The 17,524-nt window shown below is 74.3% G+C and carries 13 protein-coding genes; 9 read left to right on the top strand and 4 right to left on the bottom strand.

From position 1 onward, the window contains the following. Positions 1 to 67 precede the first annotated feature (67 nt). A complete protein-coding gene (locus E8D34_RS12385; protein WP_136594947.1) occupies positions 68 to 688 on the top strand; it encodes a TetR/AcrR family transcriptional regulator in 621 nt (206 codons plus the stop codon). Between the two features lie 42 nt (positions 689 to 730). Here E8D34_RS12385 and rocD read toward each other — a convergent pair whose 3' ends face one another. Further along, on the bottom strand, positions 731 to 1,960 hold the full coding sequence (gene rocD, locus E8D34_RS12380) for an ornithine--oxo-acid transaminase (protein WP_136595035.1): 1,230 nt from the start codon (positions 1,958 to 1,960) through the stop codon (positions 731 to 733). A gap of 127 nt (positions 1,961 to 2,087) precedes the next feature. On the opposite strand from rocD, the gene hrpA reads away from it, so the two are divergent. The 3 genes from hrpA (at position 2,088) to E8D34_RS12365 (ending at position 8,481) form a co-directional block, all read left to right on the top strand. Next, the gene (gene hrpA, locus E8D34_RS12375) at positions 2,088 to 5,963 is read left to right on the top strand and encodes an ATP-dependent RNA helicase HrpA (protein ID WP_346763609.1); all 3,876 of its coding nucleotides are present in this window, start codon (positions 2,088 to 2,090) and stop codon (positions 5,961 to 5,963) included. 242 nt (positions 5,964 to 6,205) lie between these two features. Next, entirely contained in the window at positions 6,206 to 6,817 is a 612-nt protein-coding gene (locus tag E8D34_RS12370) for a hypothetical protein (RefSeq protein WP_240771318.1), read from the top strand. A gap of 257 nt (positions 6,818 to 7,074) precedes the next feature. Beyond that, complete coding sequence (locus tag E8D34_RS12365) at positions 7,075 to 8,481, top strand: extracellular solute-binding protein (RefSeq protein WP_136594945.1); 1,407 nt, start codon at positions 7,075 to 7,077, stop codon at positions 8,479 to 8,481. Between the two features lie 9 nt (positions 8,482 to 8,490). Here E8D34_RS12365 and E8D34_RS12360 read toward each other — a convergent pair whose 3' ends face one another. Both E8D34_RS12360 and E8D34_RS12355 read right to left on the bottom strand, forming a co-directional pair. Beyond that, positions 8,491 to 9,738 carry a ribonuclease D gene (locus E8D34_RS12360; protein WP_136594944.1) on the bottom strand — a complete coding sequence of 416 codons (1,248 nt, stop codon included), beginning with the start codon at positions 9,736 to 9,738 and terminating at the stop codon, positions 8,491 to 8,493. Then, positions 9,738 to 10,349: a DUF3000 domain-containing protein gene (locus E8D34_RS12355; RefSeq protein WP_136594943.1), complete on the bottom strand. Its 612-nt coding sequence runs from the start codon at positions 10,347 to 10,349 to the stop codon at positions 9,738 to 9,740. The genes E8D34_RS12360 and E8D34_RS12355 overlap by 1 nt, the downstream gene beginning before the upstream one ends. Before the next feature lie 70 nt (positions 10,350 to 10,419). On the opposite strand from E8D34_RS12355, the gene hemE reads away from it, so the two are divergent. Next, the gene (gene hemE, locus E8D34_RS12350) at positions 10,420 to 11,460 is read left to right on the top strand and encodes a uroporphyrinogen decarboxylase (RefSeq protein ID WP_240771317.1); all 1,041 of its coding nucleotides are present in this window, start codon (positions 10,420 to 10,422) and stop codon (positions 11,458 to 11,460) included. A 9-nt stretch (positions 11,461 to 11,469) separates the two neighbouring features. Here hemE and E8D34_RS12345 read toward each other — a convergent pair whose 3' ends face one another. Further along, on the bottom strand, positions 11,470 to 12,270 hold the full coding sequence (locus tag E8D34_RS12345; RefSeq protein WP_136594941.1) for an NYN domain-containing protein: 801 nt from the start codon (positions 12,268 to 12,270) through the stop codon (positions 11,470 to 11,472). A 50-nt stretch (positions 12,271 to 12,320) separates the two neighbouring features. Between E8D34_RS12345 and hemG the strand changes: the two genes are divergently transcribed. From hemG to E8D34_RS12325, 4 genes are all read left to right on the top strand, one after another. Next, positions 12,321 to 13,757, top strand: a complete 1,437-nt coding sequence (hemG, locus tag E8D34_RS12340) for a protoporphyrinogen oxidase (protein WP_206056698.1) — start codon at positions 12,321 to 12,323, stop codon at positions 13,755 to 13,757. 89 nt (positions 13,758 to 13,846) lie between these two features. After that, entirely contained in the window at positions 13,847 to 14,629 is a 783-nt protein-coding gene (locus tag E8D34_RS12335) for a hypothetical protein (RefSeq protein ID WP_206056697.1), read from the top strand. A gap of 90 nt (positions 14,630 to 14,719) precedes the next feature. Then, the gene (locus E8D34_RS12330; protein WP_136594939.1) at positions 14,720 to 16,780 is read left to right on the top strand and encodes a GAF domain-containing sensor histidine kinase; all 2,061 of its coding nucleotides are present in this window, start codon (positions 14,720 to 14,722) and stop codon (positions 16,778 to 16,780) included. Beyond that, entirely contained in the window at positions 16,773 to 17,492 is a 720-nt protein-coding gene (locus tag E8D34_RS12325) for a response regulator transcription factor (RefSeq protein WP_206056696.1), read from the top strand. The genes E8D34_RS12330 and E8D34_RS12325 overlap by 8 nt, the downstream gene beginning before the upstream one ends. Positions 17,493 to 17,524 lie beyond the last annotated feature (32 nt).

Raw genomic sequence — 17,524 nt, 5'->3', positions numbered from 1 at the left:
GACGCTACGGGCGCTATTGAACAGATGTCAATAGACTCTGTTGAACGAATGCCAATAGGGTGGGTGGATGCCCCCGACCGCCTCGAGCCCCCATACCTCCGGGACGGCGCGGGTGCGTCTGTCGCCCGAGCGGCGCCGCGAGCAGCTGCTCGCGCTCGGCGTGCAGCTGTTCAGCCAGGGCTCGATCGAGGAGATCTCGATCGACCGGCTGGCCGAGGTCGCCGGCGTCTCCCGCGGGCTGCTCTACCACTACTTCGGGAGCAAGCAGGGGTTCTACGAGGCGGTCGTCCAGTGCGCCGCCGACGACCTGGTCGCGCAGACGGCGCCGAGCGAGGACCCCGACCCGATGGTCCGGCTGCGGCACTCGATGGCGGCGTACGTCGACTACGTGGTCGACAACCTCGCGGGGTACCGGTCGCTGGTGCGCGCCGCGGCCGGCGGCAACGAGACCCTGCGCCGGATCTACGACGAGGCGCGGGCCGCGCTGACCGACCGGATCTTCCGGCCCGAGGGTGCCGGCGAGCTGATCCCGGACACCCCGGCCACCCGGCTGCTGGTGCGCGGGTGGGCGGCCTTCGCCGAGGAGACCGTGCTCGCGTGGTGCGCGGAGCCCGACGGGCTGACCCGCGACGACGTGGTGCGGATCCTCAGCGACGCGCTGCCGGCGCTGGTCGCCGCTCTCGGCTGACCGGCGCCGGCAGGCCGCGGCCGGTCAGCCGGGTCAGGCGGGTCAGGCGGCGCGCTCGGCCGCCAGCACCGCCTCGAGCTGGTCCAGGCCCCAGGAGAGGTCCTCGGCCGAGATCGTCAGCGGCGGAGCCAGGCGGATCGTGGATCCGTGGGTGTCCTTGGCCAGCACGCCGCGCGCCATCAGCCGCTCGCAGACCTCGCGTCCGGTGCCGATCGAGGGGTCGATGTCCACGCCGGCCCACAGTCCGCGCACCCGGACGCCGACCACGCCGCGGCCGACCATCGCCTCGAGGCGCTCGCGCAGCAGCGTGCCCAGCTCGGCGGCGCGCGCCTGCGGCTCGCCGTCGGCGAGCATCCGGACCACCTCGGTGCCCACTGCGCAGGCCAGCGGGTTGCCGCCGAACGTGGAGCCGTGCTGGCCGGGTCGGAGCACGCCGAGCACGTCGCGGTCGCCGACCACCGCGGAGACCGGCACGATGCCGCCGCCGAGCGCCTTGCCCAGCACGTAGAGGTCCGGTACGACGCCCTCGTGGTCGCACGCGAAGGTGCGCCCGGTGCGGCCGAGTCCGGCCTGGATCTCGTCGGCGACGAAGAGCACGTCGTGGCGGGTGCAGGCCTCGCGGACGCCGCGCAGGTAGCCCTCGGGCGGGATCACGACGCCGCCCTCGCCCTGGATCGGCTCGATCAGCACGGCCACCGTGTCGGGGGTGATCGCGGCCTCGAGGGCCGCCAGGTCGCCGTACGGGACCATGTCGAAGCCGGGCGTGAACGGGCCGAACCCGTTCCGCGCGTCGGGGTCGTCGGAGAAGCCGACGATGGTGGTGGTGCGGCCGTGGAAGTTGCCGGCGGCGACGATGATCCGGGCTCGGTCGTCGGCGACGCCCTTGACCTCGTAGCCCCACTTGCGGCTGACCTTGATCGCGGTCTCGACGGCCTCCGCGCCGGTGTTCATGGGCAGCACGAGGTCCTTGCCGCACAGGTCGCCGAGCCCGGCGCAGAAGTCGGCGAAGTGGTCGTGGATGAAGGCGCGGCTGGTCAGCGTGAGCCGGCCCAGCTGCTCGCGGGCGACCTCGACCAGTCGCGGGTTGCTGTGCCCGAAGTTGAGCGCGGAGTAGCCGGCCAGCAGGTCCAGGAACCGGCGACCGTCGACGTCGGTCATCCAGGCGCCCTCGGCGTGCTCGATGACCACCGGCAGCGGGTGGTAGTTGTGCGCCGTGCGGGCCTCGGCCCGCTCCACGGCCTCCGGCGTGCTCGTGGGCGCGGTCGGAATCATCGTGGTCATCGGGCCTCCCTCGTCGATGCGGTATCGCCAGATTGTCTGACAATCTGTGCGGCCACCGTAGCCCACGACCTCACCGAAACCCACTCGCCGGTCCGGATCGGGAACAATGGGCGGCGCTGTGAAGATCACCTACCCCGCCGAGCTGCCCGTCAGCGGTCGCCGCGACGACATCGCCGAGGCCATCCGCGACCACCAGGTGGTCATCGTCGCCGGCGAGACCGGCTCCGGGAAGACCACCCAGCTGCCCAAGATCTGCCTCGAGCTGGGCCGCGGCGGCGAGGGACCCGACGGGCGCCCGCGGATGATCGGGCACACCCAGCCGCGCCGGATCGCCGCGCGCTCGGTGGCCGAGCGGATCGCCGAGGAGCTCGGCGTCGACCTGGGCGACCTGGTCGGCTACCAGGTCCGGTTCACCGACCGGACCTCGAAGGCCAGCCGGCTCAAGCTGATGACCGACGGCATCCTGCTCGCCGAGCTGCAGCGCGATCGCGAGCTGCGCCGCTACGACACGATCATCATCGACGAGGCCCACGAGCGCAGCCTCAACATCGACTTCCTGCTCGGCTACCTCAAGCAGCTGCTGCCGCGTCGCCCCGACCTGAAGCTGATCATCACCTCCGCGACCATCGACCCGGAGCGCTTCGCCGAGCACTTCGCCGACGCCGACGGCGAGCCGGCGCCGATCATCGAGGTCTCCGGCCGTACCTACCCGGTCGAGGTCCGCTACCGCCCCCTGATGGACGTCGCCGAGGATGACGACGAGGGGGAGATGGTCGTCCGCGACCAGACCGAGGCGATCGTCGACGCGGTCAAGGAGCTCTCCGCGGAGGGGCCCGGCGACATCCTGGTCTTCCTGCCCGGCGAGCGGGAGATCCGGGACACCGCCGAGGCCCTCTCCCCGCTGGCCGAGGGGCCGCGCGGCATCGACGTGCTGCCGCTGTTCAGCCGCCTCTCCGCGGCCGAGCAGCACCGCGTCTTCGCCCCGGCCGCCACCTCCCGGCGCCGGGTGGTGCTGGCCACCAACGTCGCCGAGACCTCGCTGACGGTGCCCGGCATCCGGTACGTCGTCGACAGCGGCGTCGCGCGGATCTCGCGGTACTCGGCGCGCACCAAGGTGCAGCGGCTGCCGATCGAGCCGATCAGCCAGGCGTCGGCCAACCAGCGCTCCGGCCGGTGCGGCCGCGTCGCCGCCGGCGTCGCGATCCGCCTCTACGCGGAGGAGGACTTCGAGGGCCGCCCGGAGTTCACCGACCCCGAGATCCTGCGCACCAACCTGGCCTCGGTGATCCTGCAGATGACCTCGCTCGGGCTGGGCGACATCGGCCGGTTCCCGTTCGTGGAGCCGCCGGACCGCCGCAACGTGCAGGCCGGCACGCAGCTGCTCGAGGAGCTCGGCGCGATGACGGGCGCGGGTCGCCTGACCAAGACCGGGCGCCGCCTGGCTCGGCTGCCGATCGACCCGCGGCTGGCCCGGATGCTGATCGAGGCCGAGCGCCTCGGCTGCGTGCGCGACGTGCTGGTGATCACCGCGGCCCTCTCGCTGCAGGATCCCCGTGAGCGACCCGCCGAGCAGAAGCCGCAGGCGGACCAGGCCCATGCCCGGTTCAAGGCCGAGGGGTCGGACTTCCTGACCTGGCTCAACCTGTGGCGCTACCTGCGCCAGCAGCAGCGCGACCTCTCCTCCAGCGCCTTCCGACGGATGTGCAGGCGCGAGTTCCTCAACTACCTGCGGGTGCGGGAGTGGCAGGAGTTCGAGTCGCAGCTGCGCCGGGTGGCCAAGGAGATGGGGCTGACCATCGAACCGGTGGTTGAGGTGCGAGGCGAAGCGAGCCTCGAAACCACCGCCGCCTACGACGCCGACGGCATCCACCAGGCGCTGCTCTCCGGCCTGCTCAGCCACATCGGCGCGCTGGAGGAGAGGGAGAAGCCGGCGCCGGGCCGCGGCAACCAGCGCGGCCGCGACCAGCGCCGTCCGGGCCCCCGGGAGTACCTCGGCGCCCGCGGCGCGAAGTTCGCGATCTTCCCCGGCTCCGGCCTGGCCCGGAGGAACCCGCAGTTCCTGATGGCCGGCGAGCTGGTCGAGACGGGGCGCCTCTGGGCCCGCCAGAACGCCGAGATCAAGCCCGAGTGGGCCGAGCGGATCGGCGCCCACCTGGTCAAGCGCACCTACTCGGAGCCCGTCTGGTCGCGCAAGCGCGCCTCGGTCGTCGCGCGCGAGCGGGTCACCCTGTACGGCGTCCCGCTGGTGGCCGACCGCCCGGTCAACTACGGCCGGATCGACCCCGAGCTCTCGCGCGAGCTCTTCATCCGGCACGCGCTGGTCTACGGCGAGTGGTCCACCCGGCACCACTTCTTCGGCCACAACCGTCGGCTGCTGGCCGAGGCGGAGGAGCTCGAGCACCGCGCCCGCCGCCGCGACCTGGTCGTCGACGAGCACGCGCTCTTCGACTTCTACGACGCCCGGGTCGGCAAGGAGGTCGTCTCCGGCGCCCACTTCGACCAGTGGTGGAAGCAGGCCCGGCGCGCCGACCCCGACCTGCTGACCTTCGATCCCGCGATGCTCACCCACGACGCCGCCGAGGAGGTCAGCGCCGAGGACTACCCGGAGCAGTGGGCCTCCGCCGAGGGGCTGACCTTCCCGATCAGCTACCACTTCGAGCCGGGCGCCCGCGACGACGGCCTGACCATCGACATCCCCGTGGCCACCCTCAACCGGGTCGCCGACGACGACTTCTCCTGGCACGTGCCGGGCCTGCGCGTCGAGCTCGTCACCGAGCTGCTGCGCGGCCTGCCCAAGGCGCTGCGGGTGCAGTGCGTGCCCGCGCCCAACACCGCCCGGGAGTTCCTGGAGGCGGTCCCGCCCGGCGACGAGCCGCTGCTGGACGCGCTCGAGCGCTACCTGCGCTCCACCCGGGGCGTGCACATCCCGCGGGAGTCGTGGGACCTGGTCGGGCTGCCCGCGCACCTGCGGCCGACCTACCGGGTGGTCGACGAGCGCGGCCGGGAGCAGTCGCGCGGCAAGGACCTGGCCGCGCTGAAGGCGCCGCTGGCCGGCGAGTTCACCAGGGCGCTGGCCGCGGTGGCCACCGACACCGGGCTGGCCCGCAGCGGCGAGACCGCCTGGGTCTTCGGGGACCTGCCGGCCGAGGTCACCGAGACTCGCGCCGGGCACCAGGTCACGGCCCACCCGGCGCTGGTCGACGAGGGCCGCACGGTGGGTGTGGAGATCTTCGGGTCGGCCGAGGAGGCCGAGGACCGGCACCGGCACGGCGTGGCCCGGCTGCTCCTGCTCGCGCTCGGGACGGCGCCGTTGAAGGGGCAGCTCGACGCCCTGCCGATGGCCGACCGACTGGCGCTGGCCGGCTCGCCCTACCGCAGCATCGACGCGCTGCTCGCCGACTGCCTGAGGGCGGTCGTGCTGGAGCGGCTGGCCGAGCGGGTGCCCCGCGGCAAGGAGGCGTACGACGCCCTGCTGGGCGACGTCCGCGGCCGGGCCGCCGATGCGGTCCGCGACCACCTGCAGCTGGTGCTGCGGGCGCTGGAGGCGTGGCGGGAGACCGACAAGGCGCTCAGCGGTCGCGTCGAGATGCCCGCGCTGCCGGCGGTGACCGACCTGCAGGCCCAGGCCGGCCGGCTGGTCTTCGACGGCTTCATCGGCGGCGCCGCCGAGGGCAGCAGCGCGGGCACCGGCCCGGCCCGGCTGCGCCGCTACCCGACGTACCTCGCGGCGATGCGGCAGCGCCGGGCGCGGCTCGGCGAGGGGATGGGCGCGGTGGTCAAGGACCGCGACGCGATGAGCCTGGTCGGGCCGCTTCAGGAGGCGTACCTGCACCGGATGGCGGCGCTCCCGGCGGGGCGGCCCGCGGGGCCCGCGCTGGAGGAGGTCCGGTGGATGCTGGAGGAGTACCGGGTCTCGCTGTGGGCGTCCTCGCTGGGCACCGACGGCAAGGTCAGCGACGTGCGGATCCGCAAGGCGCTGGACCGGCTCGGCTGACCCCGGCCGCCCGCGGCGGCCGTCGGCCCGAGTTCGCCGTTGATGCCATCGGGTCACCCACGGCGACCAGGGCCGCGGTGGGTGCATCCGTGGCTGCTGCGCGAGCCTCCGCATCCGACCTGGCCGCGTTGTCGGTGGCTCGGAGGGACTCCGTCCCGCCTTCGCTCCTCCGCCTTGCCAGGTCGGCGCGGAAACTCGCTCGCAAAGCCACGGATGCTGGCGCCGCGACCTAGGCTGGATCGGTGCCAGAAGCAACGCCCGGCCCCCGGCCGCACCACCGCCCCGCCCGCCGCGACGGCGGCTTCTTCGAGGGGTTCGAGGGCGGGACGGACCCGGCCGCGTTGAGCGAGGCGGCCGACCAGGCGGCCGCGCTGCTGGTGCGCGGCGCGCGCGGCGCCGACGAGGCGGCGGTGGCCGAGCGGATCGTGCGCCTGGCCGACACCGAGGGCATCGAGGCGATCGCGGAGGTCTGGGCGGGTGCCCCCGCCGACTCGCTGGCGGGCTGCCTGTGGCGGCTCTTCGTGCTGCGGTCCTGGGTGCACGCCGACGCCGCCGGCGTCGCCCGCGAGTTCGACGCGGGCCGGCGCAGCGCGGAGGTCGCCGAGGTGGTCGCCGGGGTCGCCGACCCGCCCGGGCCGGACGAGCTGCGAGTCATGGTCGACGCCGTCTTGCGGGGGATCGGCAGCGCCGACTTCGCGGACGTGCTGTTCCGCGCCTCGGCGTTCTCCCGGGTGGTGGCGGTCGGTCGCGCGCACCTGCCCGGCGCCGACGAGCAGGGGGTGCGGAGGATGCTGGTGCTGGCCGAGCAGCTCGAGGCCGCGGGGCACCTGGAGATGGCGCAGAGCCTCGGCTAGGTCCGGCCTCGACGGCCTTCTCCGAATTCCGGCGGATCTGGCCCCAACGCCTAGACTGGGAACCGCAAGCACGCCGGGCCGCGGCAGCCCCGGGTCCCAAAATTAGCCGCTACGAGCGGCCCTGCGCCGTGAGGCGCTCCCGGTCCGGTGTGCTTGCCCTCACAGCCCCTCCGCTCGCTTGGGCCGGCCTGGGTGGCCCTCGGTAGGGTGGCCCGCGCGCGAGCAGCCGCTCGCGGGAACAGGGGTGTGGTCAGCGGATGAGTTCGGCGCGTGTGGGCTGGCGGACGACCCTCGTGGTCGTGATCGTGGTGCTGGCGGTCGTCGCGGCGATGGTGGCCATCTCCGAGACCCGGCCCGAGCCGCGGGCCGAACGCCCCCCGGCGCCCTCGGGGGACACCACCAGCTCGCCCGGGCACACCCGGCTGGAGTTCGCGGTGTGGGGGACCGACCCCGAGATCAAGGCCTACCAGCAGGTCGTCGACACCTACAACGAGCAGACCGCCGGGGTCGACGTGGTGATCCGCTCGTGGCCCACGGCCGAGGAGATGAACGCCGCGGTGCGCTCCGGCGACGCGCAACCCGACCTGTTCCTGCTGCGCCGCGACGACCTCGCCGAGACGCTGGAGAACGGGCGCAGCGTGCCGCTGCTCGACCTGCTCGACGCCCGCGGCCTGAACATCGGCGACGACTACTCGCGGGACTCGATCTCTGCGTTCTCCGCCGACGACGACCTGCAGTGCATGCCCTATGGCTCCTCGCCGATGGTGATCTACTACAACACCGACCTCGTCGATTTCGACAAGATGGCCGCCCGCGGCCTCCAGGTGCCGCAGGAGGACCGTCGCGGCTGGACGCTCGACCAGTTCCGGGATGCGGCCGAGTTCGCCAGCCGCCCCCGCCGCGGCACCCGCGGCGTCTACATCGAGCCGACGCTGGAGGGCCTCGCGCCCTTCGTGCTCTCCGGCGGCGGCGACCTGTTCAACGACACCACCAGCCCGACCTCCCTGGCGCTGGGCGAGAACGACTCCACCGACGCGATGCGTCGCACCCTGGAGGTGCTGCGCGACCCGCAGCTGACCCTCAGCAGCGCCCAGCTCGCCCGCAGGTCCGGCCTGGAGTGGTTCGAGCAGGGCAAGGTCGGCATGGTCGCCGGTTACCGCAGCCTCACCCCGGATCTGCGCCGGGTCGAGGGCCTGCGCTTCGACGTGATGCCGATGCCCTCGCTCGGCTCCACCGACACGCTGGGCGAGCTGACCGGCGTCTGCCTCGGCGCCACCGCGAAGCAGCACTCGGTCGCGAAGGCCGCGGACTTCCTGATCTACCTGGTCGGCGACGAGTCCGTGGCCACGGTCGCCCGGCTCGGCTACCTCCAGCCGGCCAACCTCGAGGTCGCCTTCTCCGAGGCGTTCCGCCAGCCCGGCCTGCGGCCGAACAACGCCGAGGTGTTCATCGAGGCGCTGCGCGACATCCAGATGCTGCCGCTGCGCGACGACTACGACGAGCTGGAGGCGCTGGTCGGCCCGCAGCTGCGTCAGCTGCTGATGCGCCCGGTGCTGGACGACCTGGACGTGCGCCTCGACGCGATCGACGAGACGTCGCGCCAGCTGCTCGACCCCACGCTGCGCACGGAGGATGCCAGCGCCACGCCCTCCCCGACGGACTAGCCCGACCGGTCAGCTCGCGTCGGCGTCCAGCACGGCCTGGGCCAGGGCCGGGGCGGTCAGCCCGACCTGCCAGCTGCGCGAGCCGAGGACGGAGAGCTGGTCGATCAGGCCTTCCAGCAGCGCCACCGGCTCCCGGGTCTTCGGCGGGGTCCACATCGCCCGGCGCAGGTGGTCGGGGGTGAGCAGGTTCTCCGTGGGCAGGTCGTGCTCCTCGGCGATCGCGGAGAGCGAGGCCCGGGCCAGCTCGAGACGTCGTGCGGCGACCGGGTCCTTCTCCGCCCAGGCGCGCGGCACCGGCGGGCCGTCGCTGGGCGCGTTGCGCGCCGGCAGCTCGTCCTCCGGCAGCTGGGCGGCGCGCTGCAGCGCGTCCACCCAGGTCGAGGCGTAGCGCGAGGCGCCCCGGCCGTGGAACCCCTGGGTGCCCATCAGGCCGCCCCGGCTGCTCGGCATGGCCGAGGCGGCCGCCACGATCGCAGAGTCGGGGATCAGGCGCCCGGGGGTGACGTCGCGCTCGGCGGCGATCGAGTCCCGCGCCTCCCAGAGCAGCTTCACCGCCGCCAGCGAGCGCCGTCCACGGACCTTGTGCATGCCCGACGTACGCCGCCAGGCATCCACGCGCGGGGTCGGCTCGAAGCCGCGGAGGTACTCGAACTCCTGCCGCGCCCAGTCGTCCTTGCCGGCCTCGACCAGCTGGTCGGCGATCAGGTCGCGGAGCTCCACCAGCACCTCGACGTCGAGGGCGGCGTACTCCAACCAGGGCTCGGGCAGCGGCCGGGTCGACCAGTCCACCGCCGAGTGCTCCTTGAGCATCTGCCGGCCCAGCAGGGTCTCCACCAGGGTGGCCAGGCCGACGCGGGGGTAGTTCAGCAGCCGCCCGGCGAGCTCGGTGTCGAAGAGCGCGGCGGGCCGCAGCCCGACCTCGGCCAGGCACGGCAGGTCCTGGGTGGCGGCGTGCAGGATCCACTCGGCGTCGCCGAAGGCCTCCTGCAGCGGGGCCAGGGAGTCGAAGGCGATCGGGTCGATCAGGCCGATCCCGGCGCCGGTGCGCTTGACCTGGATCAGGTAGGCCCGGCTGGAGTACCGGTAGCCGGAGGCGCGCTCGGCGTCGATCGCGATCGGACCGGTGCCAGCGGCCACCGCGGCGCAGTAGGCGGCCAGGGCGGCCTCGTCCTCGATCACCGGCGGGAGGCCGTCGGCGAGACGGAGCAGGGGCGCCGGTTCCGGCGCCTCTGCCGCGCCCTCGATCTGTTCAGCCATCAGGGGGTGAAGCCTCGCTGTCCACGGCGGGAGGGGATGACGGCGACGCCCTCGGGGACCGGCTCCAGTCCGCCGGCGGTGCAGAGCAGCTCGCCCCAGGCCTCCGCGTGCGCGGCGAGGTCGCCGGGGTCGACCGGGGTCCACGACGCCCGGATCTCGAGCTGCGCGGTGCCGGGCTCGTCGGCCATGGCGCCGTAGCTGTCGGTCGCCACCCGGGTGACCGTGCCCGAGGCGGCCACGTGCTCGGCGCCGTGGGCCTCCAGCGACTCGATCAGCCAGGTCCAGCCGACGTCGGTCAGCATCGGGTCGGTGGCCAGGGCGGCGTCGATCTCGGCGCGGCAGTAGGCCACGCACCGGAAGGTGCCCTCCCAGGCGTCGTTGCCCGCCGGGTCGTGCAGCACCACCAGGCGTCCGGTGGCGACCTCCTCGTCGTCCACGGTGACGTCGGCCGAGAGCGCGGTCGCGTGCGGGGCGATCCGCTGCGGCGCGGGCATCTCCTCGCAGAAGACCTCCGGGCGGAACCGGGCGGCGCGCAGGCGGGCCACCGCCGTCGTGAACTCCGGGGGCGCGGCGCTGCCTGACCCCCCGAGCGATTCCTGCCGGGCCACCATGCCCTCAATGTAGGCGCTACGGGCGCTCTCGATGTGCACCCCACGCCGTCGACCTGCGACGCTTGGGGGCGTGACGGATCTCGTGGACAGCGCATTCCTGAAGGCCGCCCGGGGTGAGGACGCCCCCCACACGCCGGTCTGGTTCATGCGGCAGGCGGGTCGCTCGCTGCCCGAGTACCTCAAGGTGCGCGAGGGCGTCGCGATGCTCGACGCCTGCGCCGACCCGGAGATGATCGTCGAGATCACGCTGCAGCCGGTCCGCCGCTACGGCGTCGACGCCGCCATCTTCTTCTCCGACATCGTGCTGCCGCTCAAGGCGGTCGGCGTCGACCTCGACATCGTCCCCGGCGTGGGCCCGGTGGTGGCCGACCCGGTGCGCACGCTGGCCGACGTCGAGGCGATCCCGGACCTGACGCCCGAGCACATCGGGTTCATCACCGAGGCCGTTCAGGGCCTGGTCGGCGAGCTCGCGACCATCAACGGCGGCACGCCGCTGATCGGGTTCGCCGGCGCGCCGTTCACGGTGGCGTCGTACCTGGTCGAGGGCGGCCCCTCGAAGGAGCACGCCAAGACCAAGGCGCTGATGTTCTCCCAGCCCGACGTCTGGGACGCGCTGATGCGCAAGATCGCGGGTGTCTCCTCGGCGTTCCTCGCCGCCCAGGTCGCCGCCGGCGCCTCCGCGGTCCAGCTCTTCGACTCCTGGGCCGGCGCGCTCACCCCGGCCGACTACGTGCGCTACGTGAAGCCGCACTCGGCGCGGGTGCTGGCCGAGGTCGGCGAGCTCGGCGTGCCGCGGATCCACTTCGGCGTCGGTACGTCGAACCTGCTGGCCGAGATGGGCGATGCCGGTGCCGACATCGTCGGCGTGGACTGGCGCACCCCGCTGGACCGGGCCATCGAGGTGGTCGGCGACCGTGGCGTCCAGGGCAACCTGGACCCGACGCTGGTCTTCGCGCCGACCGAGGTGATGACCGCTCGCGCCGCCGAGGTGATCGAGGCCGGCCGGGCCGCGAAGAGCCACATCTTCAACCTGGGCCACGGGGTCATCCCGAGCACCGACCCCGACCAGCTGGCACGGCTGACGGAGTTCGTGCAGTCCTACCCGCGCTGACCCGCCGGGTCAGTCGGCCTTCTTGGCCGCGCTCTTCTTGGCGGTCGACCGGCGCGCCGGGGCCTTCTTCGGCGCGCCGCCCTTGAGCCGGACCTGCACGCCGTTGCCGGACTTCTCGGTGACGAGGTACGGCTGCCCCTCGACCAGGTCGACGAGCTTGGCGAAGCCGTACAGGCGCGGGTCGAACGAGGAGTTCGCGGAGCGCAGGTACTGGCCGATCGCGCCGAGGTCGGCCCAGCCGTCGTCCTGGGACTGCTTGTTCACCGCCCGGGTCAGCAGGCTCTGCAGGTTCGGCAGCGGCGGGTCCTCGCCCTCGGGAGCGGAGCCGGTCGCCTGGTCCGTCGGCTCCTCGTCGGCGTCGTCGCCGAGCAGCTCCAGGTAGATGAAGGTGTCGCAGGCCGCCACCAGGGAGGCGGGGGTCTTGCGCAGGCCGAGGCCGTACACGGTCTTGCCGCCCTCGCGCAGCCGGGTTGCCAGCCGGGTGAAGTCGCTGTCGCTGGAGACCAGCGCGAAGGCGTCCAGGTTCCCGGAGTAGAGCAGGTCCATCGCGTCGATGATCAGCGCCGAGTCGGTCGCGTTCTTCCCCGTCGTGTAGGCGAACTGCTGCACCGGCGCGATCGCGTGCTGGTTGAGCTGTGTCTTCCAACCCGTCAGCTGCGAGGTGGTCCAGTCGCCGTAGGCGCGCTTGACGGTCGCCACGCCGTACTGCGCGAGCTCGGAGAGCAGCGCGCTGGCGTGCCGCGGGGAGGTGTTGTCGGCGTCGATGAGGACGGCCACACGCACGTTCGGGGTCGGGCTGCTGGTCGTCATGGCGCCACCCTCCCACGGCGGTGGGGACGCCGGATGCGAGAGTGGGTGCCGTGGATCAGCGTGTCGTGGTCGTCGGCGGAGGCATCGCGGGACTGGTCGCCGCGCGTGAGCTCGCGGCCGCCGGGCGGACTGTCCTGCTGCTGGAGGGCAGTCCCACGGTGGGCGGCAAGCTGCGCCGCGGCGAGGTCGCCGGGATCACCCTCGACGTCGGTGCCGAGGCGATCGTCAACCGCCGCCCCGAGGGCGTCGCGCTGGCCCGTGAGCTCGGCATCGGACTGGTCCGCCCGAGCGCCGCGACCTCCCGGATCTGGACCCGCGGCGCCCTGCGCCCGCTGCCGCGCACCCTGATGGGCGCGCCCCTGGACCTGGCCCAGCTGGCCGACTCCGGGGTGCTCGGCGACGAGGGCCTGCGGGCGGCCCGCCGGGAGCCGGAGCTGGCCGCGACCACGCTGACCGAGGCCGAGACCGACCTCTCCGTCGGTGACCTGGTCGACCGGCGCTACGGACCCGAGGTCACCGACCGGCTGGTCGAGCCCCTGCTCGGGGGCGTCTACGCCGGCCGCGCCCGGGAGATCTCGGTGCGGGCCGCGATCCCGAGCCTGCTCGACCTCGCCGAGCGGGGGTCGATCACCGCCCAGGCCGGGGGAGTGCCCCCCAGCGCCGCCGGCTCGATCTTCACCGGTATCCCGGGCGGCATGTGGCGCCTGCCCGTCGAGCTGGGCCGGGCCCTGGTCGCGACCGGCCGGGTGGAGATCCGCACCGGGGCGATGGCCACCGGCCTGCGGCGTACGGCGGACGGTTTCGAGGTGACCGTCCGCACCGCCGGGGACGAGCGGCTGGAGACGGCGGACGAGGTCGTGCTCGCGACGCCGGCGGCGCCGACCGCCCGGCTGCTCGCCACCGTGGCGCCGGCGGCCTCCGGCGAGCTCGCGCGCGTCGAGTACGCCTCGACCGCGGTGGTCACCTTCGCCTTCCACGCCGATGATCCCGGTGTGCGTGCGGCCCTGGACGTCGGCGCCTCGGGCTTCCTGGTGCCTCCCGTCGACGGTCGGCGGATCAAGGCCGCCACCTTCTCCTTCGCCAAGTGGGACTGGGTCCGCGCCGGCGGCGCGACCCCCGAGGGCGATCTGCTCGTGCTGCGGACGTCGGTGGGCCGGATCGGGGAGGAGGAGACCCTCCAGGTCCCCGACGAGGAGCTGGTCGCCGCCTCGCTGGCCGACCTCGCCGAGGCCACGGGGCTCAGCGCCGAGCCGGTCGACGCCCGGGTCCAGCGGTGGGGCGGCGGCCTCCCGCAGTACGCCGTCGGCCACCTCGACCGCGTCGCGCGGATCCGTGCCGGGGTGGCCGCGGTGCCCGGCCTCGCGGTCTGCGGGGCGGCGTACGACGGCGTCGGGATCCCCGCGGTGATCGCCTCGGCGCAGCGGGCGGCGGCCGAGCTCGTGGCGGGGTCGTGCGCGGGGGACACGGGGGACAGCCCGGAAGGCTGAGGTGTGCCCCGTTGTCCCTGTCGGTCGGGACAACGGGCCCGTGAGGGTCGGGTCATCGACACACCCCTCTCACGAGAAGGAGCTCAGCCATGAGCACCCACACCACCGACACCACCACCCCGGCCCGCAGCGAGGTCGTCGAGGTCGCCGAGGTTGCCGAGACCGCCCGGAGCTGGTCCGCCTGGGCCGGGCGCGCCTCCGGCGCGGCGGACGGAGACGCCTTCGGACGCGCCCCGCGGGGGTGGGCGCTCTCCGGTCTGCTCGCCGGCCTCGCCGGGGCCGGCGCGATCGCCTCCTCGATGGCGGTCACCGCGGTCTACGACCCCGCCCTCGAGGGCGACGCGGTCGCGATCAACGAGGCGCTGGGCGACCAGGTGCCGCAGATGCTGGCGTTCCACCTGCTCGGCATGGCCAGCGCGATCCTGCTGCTGGTCTTCTCCGCCGGGCTGTTCCGCCGGCTGCGCGCGGCGGCGCCGGCGGACAGCATCGCCCCGCTCGTGGCCACCTTCGGCGCGGTCGGCACGGCCTTCGTGCTTCTGCTCGGCACCGGGCTGGACACCGAGTTCATCTTCGCCGTCGGCCGCGAGGACCTCGTGGTGCCCGAGGCCGCGGTCTTCTTCAACCACTGGATCGGCACCATCCCGTGGTGCTGGGGGCTGCTCGGCCTCTCCGGCGTCGCGCTGTTCCCGCTGTCCCGGGCGGGCGGCGTGCCGCGCTGGCTCGGCGTGGTCGGCCTGCTCGGCGGCGGCCTCACGCTGCTGCTCGGCGTCTCGCCGCTGCAGTACATGGCCGGCATGGTGGCCCCCCTCGGCCTGATCGTGGTGGCGCTCGGCTTCCTGGTCGGAGACCGGGCGTTCCGCGGCCGGGCCTGACCGGGGACTGAGGCGCGGATGCGCGTGGTCCTGCGGGACACTTCGGCCGGTCCGACCCGTCGCGGGTCGGACCGGCTGCACAATGTGCCGGTGCGCACCGACGGCCGGACCGGCGAAGCGGCCGGCAGTCCGGCCGCCGCCCTGCTGCTCCCGGCGCTCTGCGTCGCCCTGGTCCCCCTCGCGGCCTGGCTCGACGCCGGTGCCCCGGCCACCGGTCCCGGGGCCGAGATCGCCGGCGGCCCCGGGTGGCCGTGGACCCTGATCGGCGCGCTGCTCGGCACGTTGGCCGGGGTCGTCCTGGCCCGCGACCGCCGCCAGGTGTTCGGCTGGGTGCTCGCCGGCTTCGGCCTGTTCTGGGCACTCGACGGCCTCGCCCAGAGCTACGTCCACGCCGGGCTGACCGCCACCGGGTCGTGGCCGGGGATGACCTTCGCGCTGTGGTTCCTCAACCGGTTCGGGGCCTACCTCACCGTGATCACGGCGATCCTGCTGATGGTCTTCCCCACCGGCCGGTTCCTGCCCGGCCGCTGGCGGACGTGGTGCCGGGCGGTCGTCGCGCTGGTGGCGGTCGCGGGCCTGACGTTCCTGGTCGTCCCGTCCGCCGACCGGGTCCCCGCCGACCTGCCGCCGGACGTCGACCCCGATCCCACCACGATCGACGCGCTCGCGGGGCTCGTCGACCCGCTGGTCGCGCTGGCGCAGGCGGCGCTCGTCGGCACACTGCTCTTCGCGCTGGTCACCGTGGTGGTCCGGTACCGGCGGACGAGCGGCGCCGCGCGGGACCAGATGCGCTGGCTGGCCTGGAGCGCGGTGGTGCTGCTCGTCGCGGTGCCCGCCGGCCTCGTGGTCCGGCTGCCCGGCACCGACTACGTCGTCCTGCTGCTGGTCACCGTGCTGCCGCCGGCCGCGATGACGGTCGCGATCGTGCGGCCCTCACTGGTCCCGATCCAGGACCTGCTGGGGCGGACCATCGTGCTCGCCGTGGTGCTGGCCGCGCTCGCCGCCGCCGACGTGGCGGTGCTCGCCGCGCTCACCGTCGCGCTCGACGACGCCCTCACCCAGGCCCAGGTGGTCGCGGTCGTGCTGGTGGTCGCGGTGCTGCTCTACGGCCCGCTGCGCTCCCGGCTCTCCGCCGCCGTACGCCGCCTGATGCTCGGCGAGCGCGGCAGCCGGTACGACGCCGTGGCCGGCCTCGCCGCCACCCTCGAGGCCACCGACGACCCCGAGGAGCAGCTGGCCGCCGCGGCGCGCGCCGTCGCCGCCGCCTTCGGGGTCCGGTTCGTCAGCCTGGAGGTGGGCGGGGGCGGGGTCGGGACGCGGCGGGTGACCAGCCACGGCACCCGGCCGGCGGCGGTGCGCAGCCTGCCGATCACCTACCGCGGCCGGCAGGTCGGCGTCCTGGTGCTGCCCGCGCGCGGGCTGCGCAGCCGGCTCACGGCGCGTGACGAGGCGCTGGTCGGCGACCTGGTCCGCCAGGCCGTCGCCGCGGCGCGCACCAGCCGCCTTGCCGAGGAGGTCCAGGAGAGCCGCGAGCGGCTGGTCACCGCCCGGGAGGAGGAGCGTCGGCGGATCCGGCGCGACCTGCACGACGGGCTCGGGCCGGCGCTGGGCGGGGTGGTCTTCCAGCTGGAGTCCGCGCGGCTGCTGGTGGACCGTGACCCGGACGCCGCGACGGCCCAGATCGAGGCCGTCACCGGCCATGTGCAGGAGGTGGTCGCCGACGTGCGCCGCCTCGTGCACGACCTGCGGCCGCCGGCGCTGGACGACCGCGGCCTGGTCGGCGCCCTGCGGCAGCAGGCCGACCTGCTCGACCCGCCGGCGACCGTGGAGGCCGGCGCGCTCGGCCCGCTGCCCGCGGCGGTCGAGGTGGCGGCGTACCGGATCGCGGGGGAGGCGATGACCAACGCCGCCCGCCACGCCGGCGCCACGGCCTGCGCCGTCCGGCTCGCCGTGGCCGACGGGCACCTGCTGCTCGAGGTCGCCGACAACGGGATCGGGATCGCGGACGGCACGCCCGCCGGCGTCGGCCTGGTCGGCCTCAGGGAGCGCGCCGACGAGCTGGGTGGACGCAGCGAGGTCGCCTGCCCGCCGGGCGGCGGCACCGTGGTCCGGGCCTGGCTGCCGCTGCGACAGGAGGGGAACGATGACTGAGGACGGCACGATCGGCTCGGAGATCCGCGTGGTGGTGGTCGACGACCACCAGATCGTCCGCGAGGGCCTGGCGGCCCTGCTCGCCGCGCTGGACGGGATCGCCGTCGTCGGCACCGCCGGCGACGGCCGCGAGGCGGTCCACCTGGTCGGCGAGCTGGCCGGCGGGTCGGTCGGCGGGCCGGTCGGCGGGTCGCGGGTCGACGTGGTGGTGATGGACATCCAGATGCCGCACCTGGACGGCATCGAGGCGACCCGGTTCCTGGTCGGCCGCCACCCGGGACTGCGCGTCGTCATGCTGACCATGAACGAGGACGACGAGACCATCCTGGCGGCGATCCGGGCGGGCGCGGTCGGCTACCTGCTCAAGGGGTCCGGCGCCGCGGAGGTGGAGCGCGCGATCCGCGCCGCCGCCGAGGGCGGGATGGTGTTCGGCGCGTCCCTGGCGGCGCGGGTCGCCGCCTTCTTCGCCGGTGCCCGCAGCGAGCCGGCGGCACCGGAGGAGCCGTTCCCGGACCTCTCCGAGCGGGAGCGGGAGGTGCTGCGGCTGCTTGCCCGCGGCCGCTCCAACGACGAGATCGCCGGCGCGCTGTACGTCTCCAACAAGACCGTCCGCAACACCGTCTCCGGCATCTACACCAAGCTGCACGCGACCGGCCGCGCCGACGCCATCGTCAAGGCGCGCGAGGCCGGCTACGGGCGCGACGGGGCGTGAGCCGGGTGTGAGCCGGGTGTGACCGGACTCGC

This window comes from Nocardioides sp. GY 10113, from assembly GCF_004919105.1.
In the GTDB taxonomy this organism is placed as follows: domain Bacteria; phylum Actinomycetota; class Actinomycetes; order Propionibacteriales; family Nocardioidaceae; genus Nocardioides.
Note: the sequence above shows the minus strand (reverse complement) of the source record. Positions and strands in the feature narration are given on the sequence as shown.

What these genes read in the sequence shown, in the direction of transcription:
- E8D34_RS12385 (WP_136594947.1), top strand. Translation starts at nt 68, where the DNA reads ATGCCCCCGACCGCCTCGAGCCCCCATACCTCCGGGACGGCGCGGGTG.
- rocD (WP_136595035.1), bottom strand. Translation starts at nt 1,960, where the DNA reads ATGATTCCGACCGCGCCCACGAGCACGCCGGAGGCCGTGGAGCGGGCC.
- E8D34_RS12365 (WP_136594945.1), top strand. Translation starts at nt 7,075, where the DNA reads ATGAGTTCGGCGCGTGTGGGCTGGCGGACGACCCTCGTGGTCGTGATC.
- E8D34_RS12360 (WP_136594944.1), bottom strand. Translation starts at nt 9,738, where the DNA reads ATGGCTGAACAGATCGAGGGCGCGGCAGAGGCGCCGGAACCGGCGCCC.
- E8D34_RS12355 (WP_136594943.1), bottom strand. Translation starts at nt 10,349, where the DNA reads ATGGTGGCCCGGCAGGAATCGCTCGGGGGGTCAGGCAGCGCCGCGCCC.
- E8D34_RS12345 (WP_136594941.1), bottom strand. Translation starts at nt 12,270, where the DNA reads ATGACGACCAGCAGCCCGACCCCGAACGTGCGTGTGGCCGTCCTCATC.
- E8D34_RS12335 (WP_206056697.1), top strand. Translation starts at nt 13,847, where the DNA reads ATGAGCACCCACACCACCGACACCACCACCCCGGCCCGCAGCGAGGTC.
- E8D34_RS12325 (WP_206056696.1), top strand. Translation starts at nt 16,773, where the DNA reads ATGACTGAGGACGGCACGATCGGCTCGGAGATCCGCGTGGTGGTGGTC.